The organism is Muricauda sp. SCSIO 65647, assembly GCF_021534965.1.
Classification (GTDB): domain Bacteria; phylum Bacteroidota; class Bacteroidia; order Flavobacteriales; family Flavobacteriaceae; genus Flagellimonas_A.
In genome coordinates, this window is sequence record NZ_CP091037.1 from 2523861 (window position 1) to 2547472 (window position 23612).

Here is a 23612-nt window from a genome sequence, read left to right on the forward strand (position 1 = left end):
GCCCTAATTTCGAGAACTTTAAAGATAATGAAAATTTGGGCAATACCGCAATGGCCCATATGCGGTGCAAGACAAGTCGACAACTGTGTTATTGTCGAAGAAACAGGCTGAGTACATCATTTCTTAGGGAATACCGCTGTTTTTTTATAGTTTTTCAAGATTGACTTGAATTTAACATGATAAATTGCTGTAGTAGGGCTCTTGAGGCTGTCGCTGCTTGTGAAGTACAAAGAATTTTCATCGCGGGTCAAAAAGGGATAGAGGTCACTGCCCGACGTGTTCAACTCTTTGATGTTTTGCGGTGCTGTCCAACCGTTTCGGTGTTTGAAACTGATATAAAGATCGCCGTATGAAGAAACATTTTGGGCTCTTTGTGATGCTTCAAAGAGCAATATATCTGCACTGTCGTTTATTTCGAGATTCCATTCCCCGGTTGCTGAATTGATGGTATTTCCCATATTGATAGGGGTGCCCAGTCTTTTATCTTCTAAATATGAGATATATAGATCACCCTGACCATATCCACCAGGTCTGTCAGACGCAAAATACAGGTTTCCATTCTTATCGGTTCGCGGGCTGTATTCTCTCTCGGTAGAATTTATCGGGTAAGGCAACCAAATGGGATCGCCCCATTGACCATTCTTGTTTTTTACGGCCATCCAAATATCCGCTGATGCGGTAACACCTTTTGAAGGTCTATCTGAAATAAAATATATGCTGTTGCCATCTTTGCTCAAATGCGGGTCACTATCATCGTATTTACCAGAAAACGAAACAACTTTTGGCATTGACCATTTGCCTTTTTTCTTTACTGTATGATATATTGAGCTCTTGAGATTTCCACCACCCCATTTTTGATGGCTCGCAGCAAAATAGACTTCCTTTTCTGAAGCGGACAAAGTGCACGAATATTTCACTGAAAACGCTGATGTTGTTTGAGGCATGAAAACATGCACATTTGCATCTCTGCCCGACTGTGCAAGCGTTGTATTTGAAAGAAAAATGAGCAATATTATTTGACAGACAATAAGATGTTTCATCAATGGTTTTGAAGGAAATGGATGAATAAATACGATGTTCACTCCCAATTTACACATAATAGATACAATTGGGACATCTTTGTTTTCTTTTCAAAAAATCAAACCCTTATTTTTACCCTGTGAGCGAAACCTTGCAAAAATACCTGCCCGAAAGAGCAGTTGAATCCTGTTTTGAGCTGATCAAAACGCATGGGGTGCATCTTAAGATCGTGAACCATCGGGTGACACGGCATGGTGATTACCGCAAAATGCCTCAGGGTGGGCATCAAATCACGGTCAATGCTTCGTTGAACAAATATCGTTTTTTGATTACGTTGGTACATGAAATTGCCCATTTGGTAGCTTTTGAGCGTTTTGGTCGGGGTATCAAACCCCATGGGGCAGAGTGGAAGCGTACTTTTCAACAACTGATGCTCCCGTTTATCAGGCCCGAAATTTTTCCCTCGCAGTTGTTGCCCTTGATCGCCCAACATTTCAAAAACCCGAAAGCGAGCAGTAGCACCGACACCAGATTGTCTGTGGCCCTACAGAAATTTGACCCCGTTGACCGTACCAAGAGCTATGTGTTCGAGCTGCCCATGGGCAGTACTTTTCGCCTCTATAATGGCAAATTGTTCAAAAAGGGAAAGAAGCGCGTAAAACGCTACGAATGTATTGAATTGGCCACGGGTAAACTATATTTGTTTCAACCGAACGCTGAGGTTGATTTTGTCAGGGAATAAATTATCTCGGGGCAATCCCGATGGCTATCGAACCATTTAAATCTCGATTATCGAGTAAACAAGATGAACAAAAACTATTATGCCGTTTTAATGGCCGGAGGGGTGGGATCTCGCTTTTGGCCCGTGAGTACAGAGGCCTATCCGAAGCAATTTCACGATATGCTGGGAGTGGGCAAAACACTGCTACAGAGTACGTTTGAACGCCTTACCCGATTTATTCCGAAACAGAATGTCTTGATATTGACCAATGCGCGTTATAACGATTTGGTACTCGAACAATTACCGATGGTCACCCAAGAGCAGGTGGTGCTCGAACCCGCCATGCGCAATACGGCTCCTTGTATTCTGTATGCGGCCCTGAAGATTCAAAAGATGAATGCCGATGCAGTGATGATAGTGGCCCCAAGCGATCATTGGATAGAAGATGAAGCAGCTTTTGAAGACAATGTCAAGAAATGTTTTGAGAAGTGCACCCAAGAGGCAGTACTGTGTACATTGGGCATTCAACCAACCGAACCGAACACCGGCTTTGGGTACATAGAGTTTGAGAAAGATAGCACTGAATCTTTAAAAAAAGTTGTTCAGTTCAGGGAAAAACCTGATTTGGAAACCGCAAAAGAATTCCTCCGGCAAGGTAATTTTCTTTGGAACGCAGGTATCTTTATGTGGAGTATCGAAACGATTGTCGAGGCATTCAAAAGCCATCAACGATCCCAATACGAACTGTTTGAAAGCGGTATTTCTTGCTACAATACTTCTGAGGAAAAAGACTTCATTGAAGAAAATTATCCCAAGGCCGAAAACATTTCAATCGATTATGCTATCTTGGAAAAGTCTAAAGCCATCTATACCTTGCCCGCCACTTTCGATTGGAATGACCTTGGTACTTGGGGTGCGCTTTATGAAAAGCTCGAAAAAGACGCCGCCAAGAACGCCGTGGTGAACGCGGGGGTCTTGTTGAAAGATGCCAAGGGCAATATGATACGGTCAAAAACAGGAAAAGTGGTCGTGGTCGATGGATTGGAAGATTTCATCATCGTTGATAAAGATGATGTCTTGTTGATCTACCCCAAATCAAAACAACAACATATCAAAGAAGTACGTGCCTCTGTTCAAAAGAACTTTGGCGATAAGTTTGTATAAACATGGAAGGTAAATTCGGCCAACAAAATGTCACTCCTACCCCAAACGAGAATAGCGGTGAGGAAATGAAAAAAGACTTCAAGGGCTTTTTGGGAAGCACCAAAAAGTTTCTGATGGAAGTTCTAGAAATTAAGAGCAACACAGATCCGGTCGCTGCTAAAGAATCGATTATTGCCGATATTCCCTTCAAGGGACACACTTCATGGATTTTGATCTGTTCCATTTTCATCGCCTCGGTGGGGCTCAACGCAAACTCTACGGCCGTGGTCATCGGAGCGATGCTCATTTCACCACTAATGGGTCCGATTTTGGGTATGGGCATGTCTTTGGCCATCAATGATATCGATACTTTACGCCGTTCATTGAAGAACTTTGCCGTGATGGTGGTGTTGAGTGTGGTGACCGCATTTCTGTTCTTCTACTTTTTTCCCTTACGTGATGAATCTTCAGAATTATTGGCACGAACAAAACCTGATATTCGAGATGTGTTGATCGCCTTCTTTGGTGGGTTGGCCCTGGTTATTGCAAGGGCAAAAAAAGGTACCATTGCCAGTGTTATCTTTGGTGTGGCCATAGCCACGGCGCTGATGCCGCCATTGTGTACGGTGGGCTTTGGTCTGGCCATCGGCAAACCGCTTTATGCCGCTGGGGCTATGTACCTTTTTATCATCAATACCATTTTTATCGGTCTGGCGACTTTTTTGGTCATCAAGTACCTTAGGTTTCCCATGGTGCGTTATGCCAATTCGCGAAAAAGGCGATTTATCGCCCGGGTAGCTTCTTTGGTTGGGTTGGCGGTCATGGTTCCGGCCGGATTTACTTTTTATAATGTTTTTCTCGAATCGCTTTTCAGAAAACAGGCCCAGCAATTCTTGTCCGATACAGTGGAGATTTATGAGTTCAAGGGAAACGGTCGTTATGAGAATGATCTGACCGATATACACTTTGATAAAAATGAGGGCTCATATCTTGAAGTCGCTATTTTGGGCACCGAGGAAGTGCCTGAAAACATCATCAATACGTGGAGGAACAAGAAGAACGGGTATAGTCGTTTAAGGGATGCTGAACTACGGGTGCTTCAAGGGGGCAAAGATGATTCAGAAGAAAAGTTCAATTATGTGAGCGAGCTCTATGAATCAAAAAAAGCAGAGCTCTTGACCAAAGATGAACGCATTCGGGTATTGGAAGAAGAGCTTGCCTCGTTGAGTGAAGCTGCGGCCATGCAAATTCCCTTTCAAGACATTAGCGCAGAGGCACGGGCGAATTATGAAAATATTGACGCAATGGGTTTTTCATATCGCATTCAGACCGATTTCAATAAACTCGATACCATTCCGCTCTTTGAGGTAAAATGGAAACAGAACATTGGCCAGGGCCAAATCGACAATGATCAAAAGAGATTAAGCGATTGGCTCAAACTTCGACTTCAGAACAATAAGATACAGGTGAAGCAGGTGAAAGATTAATTTCGCTCCTCAATATACATCTGCCGTACCTTTTTGAAGAGCTCAGAAGAATACACAAAATTGGTGACGGCCTCATTGTCGGTCTTGAAGATTTCTTTGTTGGTGCCTTCCCATTCTTTGAAACCATTTTTCAAAAAGATAATTTTTTCGCCAATTTCCATGACCGAGTTCATATCATGGGTGTTGATAATCGTGGTGATGCTGTACTCATCGGTGATTTCTTGGATCAGGTTGTCGATCAAAATGGCCGTTTTGGGATCTAGGCCCGAATTCGGCTCGTCGCAGAAAAGGTATTTCGGGTTCATGACAATCGCCCTTGCAATGGCCACCCTTTTCTGCATGCCGCCTGATAATTCTGAGGGATATTTTTCATGTGCATCGATGAGGTTTACCCTTTTCAATACAAAATCGATACGGTCTCGCATTTCACCTTTTGATTGCTTCGTGAACATTTCTAACGGAAATTTCACATTGCCCTCGACGGTCATCGAATCAAAAAGCGCACTGCCTTGAAAAACCATTCCCATCTCTTGGCGCAAGTTTCGGCGTTCATCCAACGACAGTTCTGAATAGCGCTGCCCGCTGTAACAGATGTTTCCTTCATCGGGCTCTATAAGGCCCAACATGCATTTCATGAGCACCGTTTTGCCAGAACCACTTTGGCCTATGACCAGATTGGTCTTTCCTTGCTCAAAGGTGGAGGTTATTCCCTTTAAAACATGGGTGCCGCTGAATGATTTGTGTATGTCTTGAATTTCTATCATCAGCCGAGCAGCATTTGGGTCAGAATATAGTTGAGAATGATGATGACAACGCTCGTCCACACGAAGGAAGTAGTGGCCGCTTTGCCCACTTCGAGTGCACCGCCCTTCATATAATAGCCATGAAACGAAGGCACTGTGGCAATGACAAAGGCAAAGACCAAGGTCTTGATAAAGGCATAGGTCACGTGAAAAGGAGTGAAATCCAATTGTACTCCCTCTACGAAAGTACCGCTGGGGGCATATTCACCGAACACGGCGGCGACCCACCCCCCTGCAATGCCCACATACATGGCAATGGCCACGGCAAATGGGTACATGAGCATGGCAATGATTTTCGGAAAAACCAAATAGTTCAATGAGTTTACTCCCATGACCTCCAAGGCATCGATTTGCTCGGTGACCCGCATGGTACCGATACTCGAAGTGATGTAAGAACCAACTTTTCCGGCCATGATGATGGAGGTAAACGTAGGGGCAAATTCGAGAATCACCGACTGTCTTGTGGCAAAACCGATAAGACTTTTTGGTATTAGCGGATTGCTCAAATTCAATGCGGTCTGAATGGTCACTACGCCGCCTATAAAGAAAGAAATAAAGATGATGATGCCCATTGAGTTGTAGATAAGCTCATCTATCTCTTTCAAAATCAAAGACTTCATAATGTGCCATTTGGTAGGTTTTTTAAAAACCTCCCAAATCATGATAAAGTACTTGCCAATCGCCGCAAGGTAGTTCATGTACTAAAAATAGACTTATAGGGTAAAAATAAGAATATTGCATTCATTTAACCTCCGATTTATAGTTTTAAAGGGATATTTGAATAGATTTGCTGGCGTGGTAATTTTGGTATAAATGAAAAACCCCCTTTCCCTTTTGACCCTCTTTGCACTACTTGTCTGTATGGTGGCCAATGCGCAACGAAATGGCAAGAAAAGAAACCAACCCATTGAAGACAATAGCCCTCCAAAATTGATCATAGGTATTGTGGTCGACCAAATGCGATTTGACTATCTCACCCGATTTTGGGATCAGTATGGTGATGGCGGGTTCAAACGAATGGTAAATGAGGGTTTTAACTGTAAGAACCATCATTTCAACTATGCGCCCACAAGTACAGGGCCGGGCCACGCCTCGATCTACACAGGTACTACACCGTCGATGCACGGTATCATTGGCAATAATTGGTATGACAAAGAAGAGAACGAAACCGTGTACTGTGCTTCAGATACCAGTTTTAAATCTGTCGGCACTGTTTCCGAGGTCGGACAAATGTCGCCCCATCGCATGGTAACGACCACGATGACCGATCAGCTACGGCTACACACCCAAATGCGCAGTAAGGTTATCGCAGTCGCCTTAAAGGATAGGGGAGCTGTACTACCGGGAGGCCATACGGCCAACGCCGCGTATTGGTTTGAAGGAAGTGATACAGGACAATGGATTACCAGTTCATATTATATGGAGCAGTTGCCCGACTGGGTGAATGCATTCAATGCATCAAGTACCATCACAGATTATAAAAAAGCATGGATTCCTCTAAAGGACATCAATTCATATGTTGAAAGCGGCAGTGACAACAATGCTTTTGAAGGATTGTTTGAAGACGAGACCACGCCTACTTTTCCGCATAGCACTCCCAATCTTTTAAGTAAGGAAAAAGACTTTGAAATTCTCAAATATACCCCTTATGGAAACAGTCTGACCACTGATTTTGCCCTGGCGGCCCTTGATGGGGAAAAACTGGGAACCGATAGAGACACTGATTTTTTGGCGATCAGCTATTCGAGTACAGATTATGTGGGCCATAAATATGGGGTCAATTCAAAAGAGGTTGAAGACACCTATCTGCAATTGGATAAAGATTTGGAAAGACTCTTTGCAGCGTTGGATAAAAAAGTGGGCTTGAACCAATACACCGCTTTTTTGACCGCTGACCATGGAGCCATTCATGTGCCCGCCTATTTGAAGGACAATAAAATACCTGCGGGCTATTTAAATTCCGATCAAATAAAGAGTGATTTCATAGACTTTATCAAGTATCGATACGGAACTACCGATATCATCAAGAACATAAGCAACTATCAAGTGTTTCTAGACCATAGGGTCATTGCCAACCTAGATATGGATTTGGATGATGTTCAAGAAGAGATCGCAATGGAGTTCTTGAAATATGATGATGTCTATAAAGTATTTACTGGGCATCAGATGTGGCAGAATAGCTATTCTGACGGCATACCCTACATTTTGCAGAACGGTTGGAACCAAAAACGCTCAGGTGATGTTATGTATGTTCAGAAACCCGGTTATGCCTCTTATCACAGAACAGGTTCAACACATGGTTCGCCCATGATCTATGACACCCATGTGCCTTTGCTTTTCTTCGGAAAGGGAATCAAAAAGGGTAGTACGGCCGATCGGACAGAGATACCCGATATTGCCCCTACCATTTCAGTATTGATGGGCATGGCATTCCCCAACGGTAGCACTGGGAAACCGATTTCCAAGGTATTAAAATAGCTTTTTGAATATACCTTTCCAGCGATATTTTCTAATGAAGGTGCCCTCTTCGTAAGTGACATATCTCGGAAGTCTTTTCACGGTGGCTTTTAGATAGCCAACAATGGCCTCTATATATAGTTTTGGGCTACGTGCTTGCCATGCCATTTTTAGCGCCGCCAATTTGGCCAGTACGATGCCATAGCGCATTTTGTAAAAAGCTTCACCCTTTGCCCGATGGTTTTTTTGGGTGTACCCATGGCCCGTGGGCCGTAGATGCTTGACGACCATGTCTTCGTCGACATAGGTTCTGAAACCATGGTATTGCGCCAAGAGTACATCGACGGTATCCCAACCCACCCCAATACGAAGTCCGTTCATTTTTTCAAAACATGCCCGATGGTAAAGTTTGATGGGCCCCCTGATATGGTTTTTGTCCGCAATATTTTCATACACCCATCGGTTTTCGCTTTTGATGTGGAGTATGCCCGAGCACATGCCCAGTTTCCAATCAGACTGAAAATGGTTGAGCATGGTTTCAAAATAGTGGTTGGGGAGCATGATGTCAGCATCAAACTTTCCCAATAGATCGTAGCTTTTGACATGTTGTAGCCCAAAATCAAAAGCTTGAACGACCTTGGCACCCGGCGCATGTTCTTTCGAAGATTCATGCTTCAAAACCCTTATCCAACCATATTTTTGCGCATAGTCGGTAGCTATGGCATTGGTGCTGTCCGTTGAGTGGTCATCGACGATTATGAGCTCATCGACCAAATGGGTCTGGGCCACAAAAGCATCCAGACAATCTTTTAGGTAAAGCTCTTCGTTATGTGCGGGAATGATGATGCAAATTCGCATTTGTTAAAATTAGTAATTCAAACGAATTTCCATACTAACAAGATTAGAGGTAAATAAAGAACACCTCTCTCAGTGCCTCCTTTTTAGGAAGGAGGTCAATTTCTTTCTGCATAGACGATATAGTATCTATTGGTAAAATACCTAAGTATAGGGCGTAGGCCTATTTTTTTGGTGGAATTGGTCCATTTCATGGAATCTTTGATTTCCCACCCCGCTTTTTCAAGCAGCCAGTCAAATTGCCAATCTTCAAATTCGTGATAATGTCTGTCCCAAGGGTCGGTCTTGCTGCGATAGGCAGAAGCGAACCACAATCTCAAAGGAATACTGGCCACTAGCTTATTGGCCCTTATTTTTCGCAGTACATTAAAGGGGGCCACCATATGTTCGAAAATTTCGAAAGCAGTGACCACTTGGGCATTTGAATTGATCACATTGTCAAATTGAACGTCAAGATCTTCGCCTTGGGTATTTTCAACCTTATACCCCTTGGTTTTCATGATCTCTGAGAAGGGGTTTTTCACCCCAAGGTCTAAAATGGACTCTTGGGTGTCAATATGTTTTTCCAAAAATGCTAGCGTGTGTCTGTAACGTTTGCTCGGATAGTTGTTTTCGTACATTTAATATCGATATACAATGGCATTGATGTTCATGCCGGCACCAACACTGGCAAAGATAACAACATCTCCCCTTTTTAACCCGTGCTTTTGTAGCTCGCCCTTTTTTACCATGTCGAACAATGTAGGAACAGTCGCCACTGAACTGTTGCCCATCTCATGAATGATCATGGGCATGATGTCTTCAGGCATTTCTTTACGATAGATTCGGTAAAAACGCTTGACAATGGCCTCATCCATCTTTTCATTGGCCTGGTGGATGAATATTTTTTTTACTTCATCAATGGCCACGCCACTTTTATCGAGACAATCGGCAATGGCCTGGGGCACATGGGTAACGGCGAATTCATAGATCTTTCGCCCGTGCATTTTGATATATCGGGTATCATTACAACCATTCTGGTGATAGGTCTTGTCAAAAAATAGGTAGTAGGCTTCTTCGTTGGCATAGGTGGCCGAGATATGGCCCAAAATCTCTCCTGAACCGGTATCGGCCTCGATTATGGTGGCCCCGGCACCATCAGAATAGATCATGCTGTCACGGTCATGGTCATCTACCACCCTTGAGAGCGTTTCGGCACCTATGACCAGGCATTTCTTGGCCATACCGCTTTTGATGAAAGCTTGTGCTTGAATCACTCCCTCGATCCAACCTGGGCAACCGAATAATACATCGTATGCCACACAGCGTGGATTTTTGATGCCTAGAAGGTGCTTGACCCGAGTGGCTAGACTCGGCAGCGTATCTCCTTGAATTTTTCCATGGGTCACATCACCGAAATTATGGGCGAAAATGATATAATCGAGTTCTTCGCTGTCGATTTTTGCATCTTCAATGGCTTTTTCGGCAGCGAAAAAACCAAGATCTGAAGTGTTGTGCTCTTGTTCTGCATATCGGCGCTCGGTAATGCCTGTAATCGATTTGAACTTCTCTATAATGACCGTATTGTCATGATCAAAAGAGCTTCCATCAGAGCTTAGAAAGTTATGCTTTAAAAAATGGTCGTTCTCCGTGACGACAGAGGGAATGTAACTTCCTGTACCTGTAATGCCTATTTTCATTTGTTTTTTTGGTAGTGCTGAACACAAATATTGGGCTTTTCCCCAGAAAATCAATGTAAATGGCCCAAATGCTACTACGTTCAAACAACGGAAGGACCATATTTATGCAATCAGAAAGAACATGTCGCCACTATCAGAAACGGGCGTTGGGCCTAGTACTGCTATGACGTTTGCTCTTCCATATACGCCTCAATTGGCGCACATGTGCAGATTAGATTACGATCCCCAAAGGCCTCATCGGTACGCCTGACCGCTGGCCAGAACTTGTTTTCTGATACAAATGACAGTGGAAAGGCCGCTTTTTGCCTGCTGTATGGGTAATGCCACTCGTCACTTGTGACCATTTGCAATGTATGTGGCGCATTTTTCAAGACATTGTTGGGTTCGTTTGCCGATGTCTCATCAATTTCTTTTCTGATGGATAGCATCGTATCACAGAACCTGTCCAATTCTGCGAGACTCTCACTTTCTGTAGGTTCTATCATCAAAGTTCCCGCTACCGGAAAGGATACGGTTGGGGCATGAAATCCATAGTCCATCAAGCGTTTGGCAATATCGGTGACCTCGATACCATGCGCTTTGAACGGTCGGCAATCGACAATCATTTCATGGGCCGCCCGGCCCCTTTCGCCAGCATAGAGTACATCAAATTTTCCCTTGAGCCTTTCTTTGATGTAGTTGGCACTCAATATGGCAATTTTGGTGGCCTCGGTAACACCTTTGGCCCCAAGCATTTTGATATACCCGTAAGAAATCAGACAGGCCAATGCACTGCCCCAAGGTGCCGCTGAGATGGCCGTAATGCCTTTGTCTCCACCCGTTTGTATAATGGGATTGGTGGGTAGAAAAGGTTTGAGTTGCTCAGCCACACAAATGGGTCCCACGCCTGGGCCACCCCCACCATGTGGAATTGCAAAGGTTTTGTGCAGGTTGAGATGGCATACATCTGCGCCAATGGTCGCAGGATTGGTAACGCCTACTTGTGCATTCATATTCGCACCATCCATATACACCTGTCCGCCATGGTCATGGATCAATTTGGTGATATGCTTGATCGAAGATTCAAAAACTCCGTGTGTAGAGGGGTAGGTGACCATTAGTGCCGCTAAGTTTTCGGAATGTAATTTTACCTTTTCTTCAAGATCGGTCACATCGATATTGCCTTTCTCATCGGTTTTGGTGACAATTACTTTCATGCCCGCCATGACAGCAGAGGCGGGATTCGTGCCATGTGCCGAGGCAGGAATGATACAAATATTGCGATGACCTCCACCATGTGATTCGTGATAGGCCCTGATGGTCATCAGGCCTGCGTATTCACCTTGTGCCCCAGAGTTTGGTTGTAAAGATGTAGCGGCAAAACCAGTTATTTCAGTAAGGTAATCTTCGAGTGCCGACAACATGATCTGATAGCCCTCAGCTTGCTCGATAGGTACAAAGGGATGAATATTTCCCCAATTTGTCCAGCTCAATGGAAGCATTTCAGACGCAGCATTGAGTTTCATGGTACAGCTGCCCAGTGAAATCATCGAGTGGTTCAAGGCCAAATCTTTACGCTCTAATTTTTTGATATAGCGCATCAGCTCTGTTTCTGAATGGTACGAATTGAACACGCCATGTGCTAAAAATGGACTTTTTCGCTGAAGGGAATGAACAATAACTTCTGGTGTCTCCTTTTCTTCAGTGGGTTTGTCAAAACCGTTCGTGCCACCAAAACATGCCGCAATTTGTTGCAAGTCTTTTTGGCTGGTCGTTTCATTGATTGATATCGAAAGGTTTTTATCATCGATATAGTTGAAATTGAGGCCAAACCCTTCTGCTTTACCTTTGATGGATTTGACATTGTCAACGGTAATCAAAAGTGTATCAAAATAGCATGTATTTTGCTGTTTGTAACCCATTTCTTCAAGATGGGCAGCCAAGATTTTCGTATTTTCATGTACTTTGTTGGCGATATGGTTGAGACCTTTTGGCCCATGATATACGGCATACATGCCCGCCATGACAGCCAAAAGCACCTGCGCGGTACAAATATTCGAGGTGGCCTTGTCTCTTTTGATATGTTGCTCTCGGGTCTGAAGTGCCATTCGAAGTGCCGGGTTTCCATCTGTGTCTTTGGTGACTCCGATTATTCTACCGGGAATACTTCTTTTATAAGCATCTTTAGTAGCAAAAAATGCAGCATGTGGCCCACCATATCCCAATGGTATTCCAAAGCGTTGTGTAGTGCCCACCACAACGTCTGCACCCCATTCTCCGGGAGGGGTCAGTAGCACAAGGCTTAAAATATCGGCGGCGACAGCGGTTTTGATTTCATTTTCTTGGGCCCTTTTTATAAAATCAGCATAATCGTTGACTTGCCCATACTTGCCAGGATATTGCAACAATGCCCCAAAGAAATCGGGTGAAAACCCAAATTTCTCATGGTTGCCGACAACCAGTTCGATATTCAAGGGGGTTGAACGTGTCTGTAAAAGTGAAAGGGTTTGGGGCAATACTTCTTCAGAAACAAAGAACTTGGTGACGCCATCTTTCTTTTGTTGGCGCGACCGTAGATCGAACAACATGGTCATAGCTTCTGCAGCGGCCGTGCTTTCATCTAAAAGTGAGGCATTGGCGACCTCCATACCTGTCAAATCACAGACCATGGTCTGATAGTTCAAAAGGGCCTCAAGTCTTCCTTGGGCAATTTCAGCCTGATATGGGGTATATGCGGTATACCAGCCTGGATTTTCCAAGATGTTTCTTTTGATCACCGATGGGGTCAGGCTTTCGTGATAACCCAGCCCAATGTAGCTCTTGAAAACCTTGTTCTTTTTGGAAAGTTCTCGAAGATGTGTCAGAAATTCATGTTCACTGATGGCTTTGGGCAAATTCAAGTCTTTTTTCAAACGAATGTCATCAGGTATGGTCTCATGGATCAATTGTTCCATAGAATCAACCCCTATGGCAGCAAACATTTTCGGAAGGTCTTTTTCTCTTATGCCGATGTGGCGTAATGCAAAAATTTCAGTATTCATGAGCTATCAAAAAAGTTGCACAAAATTAGGCATTAATTTGATGAAAAGAGCATCAATTTCCTGTGTGGATGTTCAAAGTTTTTTACCTGAAACATGACCTATTGTTCTTCTGTTACCTTTGTAGGGTGAAGCTTCTTAAGGTACTCTTTGATTTTTATATCGATGCCAGTATTCATGTGGCCTTGGCAGTACTGTCATTATATTTGGTAACCCTACGAATTTTAGGGCTGCCCCACAATTTTTTTTTGGCGGGATTTATGGTATTGAGCACTATTGTCTGCTATAATTTCATAAAGTATGGGGTCGAGGCTGAGAAATATTTGATAGTTGACAATTCATATCACAAAATTATCCAAGCCTTCAGTTTTGTATGCTTTGGGGCCATGGTCTATTTTGCCTTTCAATTATCGCTTGATGTTTTAATGGCCATTTCTGTCTTGACGATATTTTCTGTCTTATATGCACTGCCCGTATGGCCCAATGGCAATAGTCTGAGAAGTCTAGGTGTTCTGAAGATTTTTATTGTGGCTTTGGTATGGACAGGTTTTACGGTCATACTGCCCATTATCGATGCGCAGGTAACATACACTTGGGATGTTTGGATACTGCTCGTTCAGCGATTTCTGCTGATTTTGGTGCTCATTCTACCTTTCGAGGTGCGTGATGTAACATTTGATTATCCCGAAGTGAGCACCATACCGCGAAGATTGGGTCTGCAATCAACAAAGAGATTGGGGTATTTTTTGGTCATTCTGTTCTTCGGATTAACTTTTTTAAAGGACGATATTCAAAATGTTGAACTGATGGGAAGGTCATTTGTAACCTCGGCACTTTTTTTGGTCATTTACCTGACCAAAGAGAAACAGTCTCGATACTTTTCCTCTTTTTGGGTTGAGGGAATTCCCCTGTTCTGGTTTTTTGCTGTGGTAATGCTGGAAAACCTCTAAAGTTTTTTCTCTAGCCTCTTCTTCATGGTTTCTTTTTCGGTCTTTGAAAGCACCTCTAGGTTGGCCTGTTCGCACAAAGACGTAAGCTTTGTGTTTTTTGCAGAGAATTCAGCACACTCCTTCCATAAGAATAAAAACACATTAAGTTGCAGTAATTCCCACCAAGTTGCTTCTCCATATTGACTTTTGGTGCAAATTTCCTTTGCCTTTTCACGAAATACTTTCATACGTCTAAAACCATGTTTCATTCATACATCCCATGAGCGCAGTACGCGCTCTATGGATCATCACCCATAAATTGGACGGGTTAATACCCAATTCATTACAAATATCTTCCGTGCTCATGCCTTGAACGGTTTTCATATTGAACACCAATGCCTGTTTTTTGGGCAATTTTGAGATGCATTCTTGTATAGCCATTCCCAATTCCTCATTTTCAATGGCATCGTCACCCCCTTGACCAAAAGGGTCGGCTACCCGTTCTTCCAACCAATCGCCTTCGGCATCACTCTGCGTGCTATAGTTGACTTTTACTTCTGCTTTTCCCTTTTTGGAGTTGATCTTGCGGTAATGATCAATGACCTTTCGTTTAAGAATGGCTATCAACCACGTACGTTCTGCAGCATCGCCTTTGTAGTTTTTGGCTGACTTCAATCCGGCAAAAAATGTTTCTTGCACCAGATCTTTTGCAATTTCACCGTCACTGACCCTTGATACAGCGTAATTGTAGAGATAATCTGCATATAGATCTACCCAATTTTCAGGATGTAGTTCGTGAGCTGGCATCTGTCGTTTTAATAGTCTCAAAATTACGGTTTTTGTTAATGATTTCTATTCATGACAAATAACCCTTTGAAATATCACAAAATCATTGCAAATCAATACTTTGGGTAAATGTTAACAGTTAAACGACTTCGGCCTTGAATTTTTGGGTATTGTGATGGCTACTGTTTAATTTGTTAAATTGTAGTTCCCCATCCTATTAAAATACTGCGATTATCATGGACTTTGAGATTAAGGCTGATTTGATTCCCCTTTTTCGCGGTTTGGTCACCGGGCTGGTACCCTACGCCCAGGCCCAGGATGTTGAACTGAGGTTTCAGCCCAAGGTAGACACTTTGTATGCCTCATACAATCCTCAAAAAGTACTGTCAGAGATTACGGTGCTGTTGAGCAGGGTCATCACCTTTACCCCGCAGTCGTATCAAATCAAGGTGAGTATTGGCAGTGGTGATGCGGGTAATGATAAATGTATGCTCGTTATTGAAAATACAGGTGTGAACCTTTCAAAATTGGGAGAGATCATCGCTTCGGTATCTAGCGGACTTTCAATCGAAGAGCTCCCCAAGGGTACCCGCTTTGTCGTGGAGATTCCCATAGCTGAAGAAAAAATGGGCATATATCTCAACGGTAAGGACAATTTGCTGCCCAAACAATATCCACAATATTTTAGTACGATCCATAAACGCCTCACAAACTACTTTGACAATACAGCTAAGATTCAAGAAGCGGCAGAGGCAAAAGGCTCTGAATATGGTGTGTTCATGAAAAAAGTAAATGCGGTTATCAATGCCAATATAGACAATTGTGATTTTTCGGTAGACGGCTTGGCAGATGCGATGGCCCTGAGCAGGGCCCAGTTGTTCAGAAAGGTGAAGCAGCTAACACAAATGTCTCCCAGTGCATACATTAAATTCACCCGTTTAGAGGAAGCCAAACACCTTTTACAGAGCAAAAAAGTAGATTTTAATGTGACCGAGGTAAGCTACGCTGTGGGTTTTTCAAATGTGAGCCATTTTACCCGTTCGTTTAAAAAACAATTTGGCATGAACCCATCAAGTTTGGTGGCATAATTGCAACCCAGTCACAAAAAAGTGCAACCTAGGGTCAAGTGGGTGATATTCTTACATCTTAATTTTGAAGCAGTTGTAACTCTGATGAATTGACAATATGGAAAATCTTAAGAAAAATAGGGAATTTATAATTCGATATTTCAATGCCATTTCAGGTGCGAAAAAGACCCGCGAACTGTGCGAACAGTTTACCAATGACGAAAAACTTATAGAGCACATCCAATTTTTTGAAGGGGCTTTTCCGAAGTATGAACTTTTCATCGAAGAGATGGTGACCGAGGGCAACAAGGTGGTCGTTAGGGGCCGGGCCACGGGTATCCATAGCGGGGTGTTGAACGGCATACCCCCAACGGGCAAAAGAATGGATTTGCCCTTTATAATACGCTACACTATTGAAAACGGAAAAATTTCTGATCATTGGCTATTGGCCGACCAAATGATTTTAATGGAACAATTGGGTATAATGCCAAAAGAAGAAACACATTAAAAGGCAATCGATGAAAACCTATATAACGATACTTTGCCTGACCATTGTTTTTTGGTCATGCACCGACACAAAAACGTCAGAAGAACTAGAAAGGGCAAAGTCGGCCCTTGCGCAATTTGAAACAAAGCAAGCCCAAGAAGCGGGTACCAAAAAATTCATTGAAGATTATCTTAATGCGATTACCGGAACGAATTGGAGGGAAGATATCATGCCCTTTTTGGTGCATGGTGAAGAAATGGATAATTTTTTGGCGCAACATGCCGAGTTTAGGGCGTCGTTTCCCAATTATACGTCTGAAATAAAACATATGGCCATTGATGGCAACGAGGCCATTGTCTGGCTTGAAATCAATGCAAACTATGCAAAGACCTATGATTACGATAAGGGTTTTGAGGTGGTCAGGGGCATTGAAGCCAAAGACCAACCCGTAAGTTGGCAAGAGGCTTGGTATTTTAATGTGGTAGACGGCAAGTTTGGTGATAAATGGGCCATGTTAAAGGACAATTATAAGATCTTGACAGATTTGAAAGTAAAAGGAGTGCCTAGCGGCTACATTGAAGACTAATAATATTATGGATATTTCATCAAAAATTTTGTGCACAATTTGTTTGGTGCTTTTTTCATTGGTAGGCCTTGGTCAAGAGAAGGAGGAACCATCTGGCAAAATCATGGCCTTTCGTCCCTTGACCCTTTTAGAAAATACCGAACCCACCGAATTGGAACGATTCGGCAGAGAGCAGTTGACCCCGACGTTCAAAAAGTATGTCCCAGGTGTAGAATCATATATCATTAAGGGAGAACGGGGCGATAACAAGGGCAATTATGTGCATCTGTTGCTATTTGATAATAAGGCCACGCGTGATTTTTACTTTCCGTACGAACATTCTGGAGAAGACAATATTCCCGAAGCGGCCCTTAAACTTTGGCGCCCGGGGCAGGTTATGCTTTTAGACAGCTTACCTAAATATGTAAAATCTTTGGAGTCTATCCAAAATTATACGGATTACATTTTTCTAGAGTGAATCATGCCAAAAATCCTGTGCCCCTTTGAACTTTATCACTGAAGAAATCGATAGGCCAACCTGATCTGCTTTTTAATTACTAATGGTTGTTGTAGCAATGGTGTTGGTTTGCATCTCCATTAACATTTTCATATTGTTGGGCATCTCCATTTCCATCTTCATGGGCAGTATGGTCTCATTTCTGATCATCAGATAATTTGCAATGTCGTATTGCATTTTTCCGGTGCCTTCACCTTCTGCCTTAAGATTCATGTTTTCTTGTCCTGTGGCCATGGAGATGGATTGGGCAATGTCAAAAAATGCAATTTGCCCTTCAATTTTTTTAAGATGATACGTAGAAATAATAATAATTTCCATAGGCTTCATATTGCCCATGGGTATGGTCATGGGAGTGTTGTTGATAAATGAATCCCCTTCTTGAATCGGATCTTTTGGAAATTCAACCAGATTTTGGGCTTGTACCAATGTGGCTTTGAGTGTATTCTTTATTTGCTCGTCTAGGCCTTCTCCAGCGATGGAATCGAGTTTCATTTTTCCTTCAAAGGAGTATTCCCCATAAATTTTGACTCCCAAAAAAGGATTTTTTTCTTGGGGCATGGTATTTCCATTCATTGTAGTGGAGGCTTCCATTTTGTCATAGAAAATGGTAAAAGGAACATTACCCTCGCCATCTTTTTCATGGGTCTGGTTAATTATTGTCATATCACTTTCTTGCTGCATTACTATGGGCAATTCCATTCCGTTGGATTTCATGCCTTCCAAAATTGCTGCATCGGCATTAAAATTCACGGTGCTGTTGGCTTTAGAAATAGTCTTTGTGATATATTTTGAGTTCGGTTCAAACCTGGTTTTGAAAATAAAGGCTTCTTGCGCACTAACTAGGCTGCCAAATAATAAAGTCGATAGAATTAAAAATTGTCGCATGAATTCATTTTACTGGGTTAGCAATCCCGCCCTTTCCAACAATGCTTCGATTTTTGGTTCTTGCCCCCGAAAGCGTTTATAGAGTTCCATGGGGTTTTCCGTACCTCCTTTTGAAAGTATATGCTCTTTGAACTTTTTGGCAATCTGTGGATTGAAAATGCCGTTTTCCTTAAAATAGGCAAATGCATCGGCATCCAATACCTCGGCCCATTTGTAGCTATAATAGCCTGAAGAATAGCCGCCCTGAAAAATATGGGCAAAGGCTGTACTCATACAGGTTTCAGGAGTGTCAGGATAAAGTTGTGTGCCTTTAAAAGCTTCGGTTTCAAAAGCTTTTACATCTTTGATGGAAGTGGGGTCTTGGCCATGCCAAGCCATATCCAACAATCCAAAGCTCAATTGGCGAAGGGTTTGCATGCCTTCTTGAAACGTGGCGGATTCCTTTATTTTTTCAACCAATGTCATGGGAATCAATTCCCCGGTTTCATAGTGATGGGCAAACAATTCCAAGGCCTCTTTTTCATAGCACCAATTTTCCATGATTTGACTCGGAAGTTCCACAAAATCCCAGTAGACCGAAGTGCCCGAAAGGCTCGGGTAGGTGGTATCGGCCAACATACCGTGCAGCGCATGGCCAAATTCATGGAAGAGTGTGGTCACTTCATTGAAAGTCAATAAAGAAGGCTTACTTTCAGTAGATGGCGTAAAATTGCAGACATTGGAGACGTGAGGTCTCACGTTTTCACCATTTTTTCTGAACTGCGATTTAAATGAGGTCATCCAAGCCCCACCGCGTTTACCTGATCTTGGGTGAAAATCAGCATAGAACAATGAGATAAAATTTCGGTCTTGGTCATAGACCTCAAAGGTTTTTACCTCTTTATGATAGGTTTCAACGTCAAAAACTTCTTTGAAGGTCAATCCAAAGAGCTTCTCGGCCACTTTGAACACCCCATCAATTACATTTTCAAGCTTAAAATAGGGCTTGAGTTTCTCATCGTCTAAATCGAATAACTTTTGCTTTAACTTTTCGGAATAATAGGCGCCGTCCCACTTTTGTAAATCTTCGATACCATCCAAATCGCGGGCAAAATCTTGTAATTGGGCAAATTCCCTTTTAGTGGCGGGTTTTGCTTTTTCGAGTAACTCGTTTAGAAAATCCAATACCTTTTCAGGATTTTCGGCCATACGTTCTTCGAGTACAAAATGGGCATGTGTGTCATATCCCAATAGCTTGGCCCTTTCGTGCCTCAGATTGACAATTTTCAGAACGTTTTCTTGATTGTCCAATTCATCACCATGAAAACCTTTGCTTCCGAAGGCCAAGGCCAATTCTTTTCTGAGCTCGCGATTTTTGGCATATTTCATAAAGGGGATATAGCTCGGATAATCCAACGTGATCAACCAGTCTTCTTTCCCTTTTGATTTGGCCAATTGGGCCGCCATTTCCTTTGCACCTTCGGGAAGCCCGTCCAAATCAATTTCATTGGTGAGGTGCATTTCATATTTATTGGTCTCTGCCAACACATTCTCCCCAAATTTTAGCTTCAACTTAGCCAGCTCCGCATCGATTTCCCGAAGCCTTTTTTTCTTTTCTTGTGGAAGATTGGCCCCGTTTCGACTGAAGCTTTTGTAACGTTTTTCAAGTAGCGTTCTTCGCTCAGGGTTAAGGTGCAAGCTTTCTTTTGATTCATGAACCGACTTGACCTTGGCAAAAAGCGCTTCATTGAGTGTTATATCGTTACTGAATTCAGATAGTAGGGGAGAAACTTCTTGTGCAATTTTCTGAATTTCCTCATTGGTTTCTGCCGAATTCAGGTTAAAGAAAACGCTTGAAACTCTTTCTAACCGATAACCAGAGTAGTCTAAAGCCGCAATGGTATTTTCAAAGCTTGGTGGTTCTGGATTTTTAACGATGGCATCGATCTCATTTCGAGCTGATTCCATCGCTTCCAAAAAAGCAGGTTTAAAATGCTCGTTCTTGATTTTTGAGAATGGGGCTTGATCAAAGGGTTGGAGCAGGGGGTTGTTGGTTTTTTTTACACTTTGGGACATTTTAACGAAGTGATTTTTATATTAATGTTCAAGGTTCAAGGTTCAGGGTTCAGGGTTCAGGGTTCAGGGTTCAAGGTTCAGGGTTCAAGGTTCAGGGTTCAAGGTTCGAGGTGTGATTTTAGTTTGCACAAGTCATAAAGCCTCGATTGGACACGAATTTCACAAATTGTCGCGATTTTTTCTCTACAGTCTACAGTCTACTGCTTACCCCTAACTGTTTTTGCCCCTTTTATAACCTTTTCTTTGAGTCCGGCTTTATAGATCTCAATTTTATCCATGACACATTTATCTGAACTTCCAATAATCTGCGCTGCAAGGATTCCCGCATTTTTGGCTCCATTTAGTGCCACGGTAGCCACGGGAACCCCCCCAGGCATCTGTAAAATGGAAAGGACGGAGTCCCAACCATCAATGGAATTGGAGCTTTTGACTGGAACGCCAATTACGGGAAGCGGCGATAATGAAGCGACCATACCAGGTAAATGGGCTGCGCCACCTGCACCGGCAATTATTACGGCGTACCCATTTTTATGGGCATTTTTACCAAATTCAAACAGTTTTTCAGGGGTTCGATGGGCAGAGACAATGTCTACGTCTACCTCAATGTCAAATCCTTTTAAAATATCGATGGCATCTTGCATGACCGGAAGGTCACTGGTACTGCCCATGATGACGGCGACTTTGCTCATTTGCTTACAACTTTGATTTTTTCTTTTACTTGTTGGGCGATTTCCCTTGCCCGGTCAACATTCTCGTTCACGATGGTCACATGGCCCATCTTACGGAAAGGCCTCGTCTGTTTTTTGCCATAAATATGGGGGGTGACCCCTCTTTTGGCCATGATGTTGTCGATATTTTCATAGACGACTTCACCGGTATGCCCTTCGGACCCTACCAGATTGACCATGACCCCGGCCACTTTGCTATCGGTTCTTCCCAATGGGAGTCCAAGAATACAACGGATATGCTGCTCAAATTGGTTGGTGTAACTGGCCTCAATACTGTAATGGCCACTGTTATGGGGGCGTGGGGCCACCTCATTGACCAAAATCCCATCTTCATGGGTCTGGAACATCTCTACGGCCAATAAGCCCACATGTTCGATTTTTTCAGATACCTTCAGTGCGATTTCACGGGCTTTTTTGGCTACTTCCCCATCAATCCTTGCAGGACAAATGACATACTCTACTTGATTGGCCTCTGGGTGAAATTCCATTTCTACCACAGGGTAGGTAATACGCTTACCATCAATATTGCGTGCAACGATGACGGCCAGTTCATTTTTGAATGGAATCATTTCTTCGGTGATGCACTCCCCGGGCGGCAATCCCTCTAAATCTTCTACTTTTCGTATGATCTTCACCCCTTGGCCATCATACCCAAACTGGGCACTTTTCCAAACAAAAGGAAATTCCAATACGCCGTTTTCAATACTGTCTTTTATTTCACTGGCATAGGCAAAGCGCGAAAACGCTGCCGTGGGAATATCGTTATCTATATAGAAAAGCTTCTGCTTTGCCTTGTTTTGTATGGTTCTCAAGGCTTTGGTCGGAGGATAGACCTTTATGCCCCCATCTTCTAACTTTTCAAGCGCATCTACATTGACATTTTCGATTTCGATGGTCAGCACATCCACTGTTTTTCCGAAATCATGAACCGCATCAAAATCCAATAAATCCCCTAAAATAAATTCATTGCAGGCGATTTTGCAGGGCGCTTCCTTCGAGGCATCCATGACTTTGGTGAAAATGTCCCATTTTCGGGTTTCGTAGAGCAGCATTTTCCCGAGTTGTCCTCCGCCTAAAATGCCCAGTTTGAAATCCGAAGAAAAATAATCCATCAATCGAGTTATTGTGAGTGGTTGCAAAAATACACCGAAATCACAAAATGCGCTGAAAACCCCTTAAAAAAGAAGCGGTTAAAAATGTTATCTTTGCCAACCAAATTGAATCGAGAACGCGTGATAAAGTTGCACGACAAACAGTTCAGACCCTATTTAGATGAGGCGGCCATTCAAGAAGCGGTCAAAAAAATAGCCCAAGAGGTGGCACGTGACTACAAACACGAAGTGCCGATTTTTGTGGGCGTGCTTAATGGAGCATTTATGTTCGTATCTGATTTTTTGAAGGAATACAAGCATCATTGTGAAGTTACTTTTGTGAAACTTAGTTCATATCAGGGCCTGACCTCTACGGGTATTGTAGAAACGTTATTGGATATCTCTGAAGATATTGAAGGGCGCAGTGTCATCATTCTCGAAGACATTATCGACACTGGGCGCACCTTGCAACAGTTGGTGCATCTTTTTTCAAAATCTAACGTAAAAGAATTCAAGATTGCTTCGCTGTTCTATAAATCTGAAATCTACAATGGCGAGTACAATATCGATTATGTGGGCATTGAGATACCCAACAGTTTTATTGTGGGCTATGGACTCGATTACAAAGAGTTGGGAAGAAACCTAAGGGAAGTATATCAACTAAACCAAAATAATATGATCAATCTAGTACTTTTTGGAAAACCCGGAGCAGGTAAGGGAACCCAAGCAGGTTTTTTAAAGGAAAAATATAATCTGAAGCATATTTCTACCGGTGACGTGTTTCGCTACAATATGAAGAACGGTACCGAGCTGGGCAAATTGGCCCAATCGTATATCGATAAGGGCGAGTTGGTGCCTGATGAGGTGACCATTGATATGCTGAAGGCAGAAGTGGAGAAAAGTGGTGACGCAGAAGGATTCATCTTTGACGGATTTCCAAGAACTGTGGCACAGGCAAAAGCGTTGGACAATTTCTTGGAATCAAAAGAAATGCAGGTAGATGCTACTATCGCGTTGGAAGCTGATGACGATATTTTGGTCGCTCGTTTGTTGGAACGCGGTAAGGAAAGTGGCCGTTCAGACGATCAAGACGAAGCTAAAATCCGCAATCGGTTTGATGAATACAACCAAAAAACGGCCGCTTTAAAAGAATACTACAACAGGCAGGGCAAGTTTCATACTGTAAACGGTATAGGTGGAATTTCAGAGATTACAGAACGATTGCTTACAGTGATTGATGAAGTGCTAAAGGTTCAAGGTTAGCGAAGTTCAAAGGTTCAGTTGTTCACCTGTTTGTGGAGTGGCCATGAAGAAATGATG

22 protein-coding genes are annotated in these 23612 nt (G+C 42.9%); 10 read left to right on the plus strand and 12 right to left on the minus strand.

From position 1 onward, the window contains the following. Nucleotides 1-116: 116 nt before the first annotated feature. Nucleotides 117-788 (minus strand): hypothetical protein, encoded by a 672-nt coding sequence (locus L0P89_RS11110; RefSeq protein WP_235265171.1) that lies wholly within the window; start codon nt 786-788, stop codon nt 117-119. Between the two features lie 371 nt (nt 789-1159). Between L0P89_RS11110 and L0P89_RS11115 the strand changes: the two genes are divergently transcribed. The 3 genes from L0P89_RS11115 to L0P89_RS11125 all read left to right on the plus strand — a co-directional run bounded on the left by L0P89_RS11115 (nt 1160) and on the right by L0P89_RS11125 (nt 4371). Next, nucleotides 1160-1762, plus strand: a complete 603-nt coding sequence (locus tag L0P89_RS11115) for a SprT-like domain-containing protein (RefSeq protein WP_235265172.1) — start codon at nt 1160-1162, stop codon at nt 1760-1762. A 63-nt stretch (nt 1763-1825) separates the two neighbouring features. Continuing rightward, a complete protein-coding gene (locus tag L0P89_RS11120) occupies nt 1826-2905 on the plus strand; it encodes a mannose-1-phosphate guanylyltransferase (protein ID WP_235265173.1) in 1080 nt (359 codons plus the stop codon). A 2-nt stretch (nt 2906-2907) separates the two neighbouring features. Continuing rightward, nucleotides 2908-4371, plus strand: a complete 1464-nt coding sequence (locus L0P89_RS11125; protein ID WP_235265174.1) for a DUF389 domain-containing protein — start codon at nt 2908-2910, stop codon at nt 4369-4371. Here L0P89_RS11125 and L0P89_RS11130 read toward each other — a convergent pair. Together L0P89_RS11130 and L0P89_RS11135 are read right to left on the minus strand one after the other, a co-directional pair. Further along, the gene (locus L0P89_RS11130) at nt 4368-5135 is read right to left on the minus strand and encodes an ABC transporter ATP-binding protein (RefSeq protein ID WP_235265175.1); all 768 of its coding nucleotides are present in this window, start codon (nt 5133-5135) and stop codon (nt 4368-4370) included. The two genes, L0P89_RS11125 and L0P89_RS11130, sit on opposite strands and share 4 nt — an antisense overlap. Further along, nucleotides 5135-5872 (minus strand): MlaE family ABC transporter permease, encoded by a 738-nt coding sequence (locus L0P89_RS11135; protein WP_235265176.1) that lies wholly within the window; start codon nt 5870-5872, stop codon nt 5135-5137. Before L0P89_RS11135 ends, L0P89_RS11130 begins: the two co-directional genes overlap by 1 nt. A 115-nt stretch (nt 5873-5987) precedes the next feature. Between L0P89_RS11135 and pafA the strand changes: the two genes are divergently transcribed. After that, complete coding sequence (gene pafA, locus L0P89_RS11140) at nt 5988-7652, plus strand: alkaline phosphatase PafA (RefSeq protein WP_235265177.1); 1665 nt, start codon at nt 5988-5990, stop codon at nt 7650-7652. On the opposite strand, the gene L0P89_RS11145 is transcribed toward pafA, so the two are convergent. From L0P89_RS11145 to gcvP, 4 genes are all read right to left on the minus strand, one after another. Next, complete coding sequence (locus L0P89_RS11145; RefSeq protein ID WP_235265178.1) at nt 7644-8489, minus strand: glycosyltransferase; 846 nt, start codon at nt 8487-8489, stop codon at nt 7644-7646. The genes pafA and L0P89_RS11145 overlap by 9 nt on opposite strands. Nucleotides 8490-8584: 95 nt before the next feature. Next, nucleotides 8585-9106 (minus strand): methyltransferase, encoded by a 522-nt coding sequence (locus L0P89_RS11150; protein ID WP_235265179.1) that lies wholly within the window; start codon nt 9104-9106, stop codon nt 8585-8587. Then, the gene (locus L0P89_RS11155) at nt 9107-10165 is read right to left on the minus strand and encodes a 3-oxoacyl-ACP synthase III family protein (protein ID WP_235265180.1); all 1059 of its coding nucleotides are present in this window, start codon (nt 10163-10165) and stop codon (nt 9107-9109) included. Nucleotides 10166-10326: 161 nt separating this feature from the next. Then, a complete protein-coding gene (gcvP, locus tag L0P89_RS11160) occupies nt 10327-13185 on the minus strand; it encodes an aminomethyl-transferring glycine dehydrogenase (protein WP_235265181.1) in 2859 nt (952 codons plus the stop codon). Between the two features lie 68 nt (nt 13186-13253). Between gcvP and L0P89_RS11165 the strand changes: the two genes are divergently transcribed. Next, on the plus strand, nt 13254-14132 hold the full coding sequence (locus L0P89_RS11165) for a hypothetical protein (RefSeq protein ID WP_235265182.1): 879 nt from the start codon (nt 13254-13256) through the stop codon (nt 14130-14132). A gap of 231 nt (nt 14133-14363) precedes the next feature. Here L0P89_RS11165 and L0P89_RS11170 read toward each other — a convergent pair whose 3' ends face one another. Further along, entirely contained in the window at nt 14364-14918 is a 555-nt protein-coding gene (locus L0P89_RS11170) for a sigma-70 family RNA polymerase sigma factor (protein ID WP_235268027.1), read from the minus strand. Between the two features lie 215 nt (nt 14919-15133). Here L0P89_RS11170 and L0P89_RS11175 point away from each other — a divergent pair, with 215 nt between their 5' ends. The 4 genes from L0P89_RS11175 (at nt 15134) to L0P89_RS11190 (ending at nt 17494) form a co-directional block, all read left to right on the plus strand. Continuing rightward, on the plus strand, nt 15134-15985 hold the full coding sequence (locus tag L0P89_RS11175; RefSeq protein WP_235265183.1) for a helix-turn-helix domain-containing protein: 852 nt from the start codon (nt 15134-15136) through the stop codon (nt 15983-15985). Between the two features lie 97 nt (nt 15986-16082). Continuing rightward, nucleotides 16083-16472: an ester cyclase gene (locus L0P89_RS11180; protein ID WP_235265184.1), complete on the plus strand. Its 390-nt coding sequence runs from the start codon at nt 16083-16085 to the stop codon at nt 16470-16472. Between the two features lie 10 nt (nt 16473-16482). Further along, on the plus strand, nt 16483-17037 hold the full coding sequence (locus L0P89_RS11185; RefSeq protein WP_235265185.1) for a hypothetical protein: 555 nt from the start codon (nt 16483-16485) through the stop codon (nt 17035-17037). Between the two features lie 103 nt (nt 17038-17140). Further along, nucleotides 17141-17494, plus strand: coding sequence for a hypothetical protein (locus tag L0P89_RS11190; protein ID WP_235265186.1), 354 nt, complete (start codon nt 17141-17143; stop codon nt 17492-17494). A 72-nt stretch (nt 17495-17566) separates the two neighbouring features. Here L0P89_RS11190 and L0P89_RS11195 read toward each other — a convergent pair whose 3' ends face one another. The 4 genes from L0P89_RS11195 to L0P89_RS11210 form a co-directional block, all read right to left on the minus strand. Continuing rightward, nucleotides 17567-18418, minus strand: a complete 852-nt coding sequence (locus tag L0P89_RS11195; RefSeq protein ID WP_235265187.1) for a hypothetical protein — start codon at nt 18416-18418, stop codon at nt 17567-17569. 9 nt (nt 18419-18427) lie between these two features. Next, entirely contained in the window at nt 18428-20473 is a 2046-nt protein-coding gene (locus L0P89_RS11200; protein ID WP_235265188.1) for a M3 family metallopeptidase, read from the minus strand. A gap of 197 nt (nt 20474-20670) precedes the next feature. After that, nucleotides 20671-21162 (minus strand): 5-(carboxyamino)imidazole ribonucleotide mutase, encoded by a 492-nt coding sequence (purE, locus tag L0P89_RS11205; protein ID WP_235265189.1) that lies wholly within the window; start codon nt 21160-21162, stop codon nt 20671-20673. After that, a complete protein-coding gene (locus tag L0P89_RS11210; RefSeq protein WP_235265190.1) occupies nt 21159-22313 on the minus strand; it encodes a 5-(carboxyamino)imidazole ribonucleotide synthase in 1155 nt (384 codons plus the stop codon). Before L0P89_RS11210 ends, purE begins: the two co-directional genes overlap by 4 nt. 120 nt (nt 22314-22433) lie before the next feature. Here L0P89_RS11210 and L0P89_RS11215 point away from each other — a divergent pair, with 120 nt between their 5' ends. Next, nucleotides 22434-23555, plus strand: coding sequence for an adenylate kinase (locus tag L0P89_RS11215; protein ID WP_235268028.1), 1122 nt, complete (start codon nt 22434-22436; stop codon nt 23553-23555). Nucleotides 23556-23612: the final 57 nt, after the last annotated feature.

Bases quoted from the DNA above. Each gene is read 5' to 3' on its own strand.
- L0P89_RS11110 (WP_235265171.1), bottom strand. From the start codon at position 788: ATGCCAAAAGTTGTTTCGTTTTCTGGTAAATACGATGATAGTGACCCG.
- L0P89_RS11120 (WP_235265173.1), top strand. From the start codon at position 1,826: ATGAACAAAAACTATTATGCCGTTTTAATGGCCGGAGGGGTGGGATCT.
- L0P89_RS11125 (WP_235265174.1), top strand. From the start codon at position 2,908: ATGGAAGGTAAATTCGGCCAACAAAATGTCACTCCTACCCCAAACGAG.
- L0P89_RS11130 (WP_235265175.1), bottom strand. From the start codon at position 5,135: ATGATAGAAATTCAAGACATACACAAATCATTCAGCGGCACCCATGTT.
- L0P89_RS11135 (WP_235265176.1), bottom strand. From the start codon at position 5,872: ATGAACTACCTTGCGGCGATTGGCAAGTACTTTATCATGATTTGGGAG.
- pafA (WP_235265177.1), top strand. From the start codon at position 5,988: ATGAAAAACCCCCTTTCCCTTTTGACCCTCTTTGCACTACTTGTCTGT.
- L0P89_RS11145 (WP_235265178.1), bottom strand. From the start codon at position 8,489: ATGCGAATTTGCATCATCATTCCCGCACATAACGAAGAGCTTTACCTA.
- L0P89_RS11150 (WP_235265179.1), bottom strand. From the start codon at position 9,106: ATGTACGAAAACAACTATCCGAGCAAACGTTACAGACACACGCTAGCA.
- L0P89_RS11155 (WP_235265180.1), bottom strand. From the start codon at position 10,165: ATGAAAATAGGCATTACAGGTACAGGAAGTTACATTCCCTCTGTCGTC.
- gcvP (WP_235265181.1), bottom strand. From the start codon at position 13,185: ATGAATACTGAAATTTTTGCATTACGCCACATCGGCATAAGAGAAAAA.
- L0P89_RS11165 (WP_235265182.1), top strand. From the start codon at position 13,254: ATGTTCAAAGTTTTTTACCTGAAACATGACCTATTGTTCTTCTGTTAC.
- L0P89_RS11170 (WP_235268027.1), bottom strand. From the start codon at position 14,918: ATGCCAGCTCACGAACTACATCCTGAAAATTGGGTAGATCTATATGCA.
- L0P89_RS11175 (WP_235265183.1), top strand. From the start codon at position 15,134: ATGGACTTTGAGATTAAGGCTGATTTGATTCCCCTTTTTCGCGGTTTG.
- L0P89_RS11180 (WP_235265184.1), top strand. From the start codon at position 16,083: ATGGAAAATCTTAAGAAAAATAGGGAATTTATAATTCGATATTTCAAT.
- L0P89_RS11185 (WP_235265185.1), top strand. From the start codon at position 16,483: ATGAAAACCTATATAACGATACTTTGCCTGACCATTGTTTTTTGGTCA.
- L0P89_RS11190 (WP_235265186.1), top strand. From the start codon at position 17,141: ATGGCCTTTCGTCCCTTGACCCTTTTAGAAAATACCGAACCCACCGAA.
- L0P89_RS11195 (WP_235265187.1), bottom strand. From the start codon at position 18,418: ATGCGACAATTTTTAATTCTATCGACTTTATTATTTGGCAGCCTAGTT.
- L0P89_RS11200 (WP_235265188.1), bottom strand. From the start codon at position 20,473: ATGTCCCAAAGTGTAAAAAAAACCAACAACCCCCTGCTCCAACCCTTT.
- purE (WP_235265189.1), bottom strand. From the start codon at position 21,162: ATGAGCAAAGTCGCCGTCATCATGGGCAGTACCAGTGACCTTCCGGTC.
- L0P89_RS11210 (WP_235265190.1), bottom strand. From the start codon at position 22,313: ATGGATTATTTTTCTTCGGATTTCAAACTGGGCATTTTAGGCGGAGGA.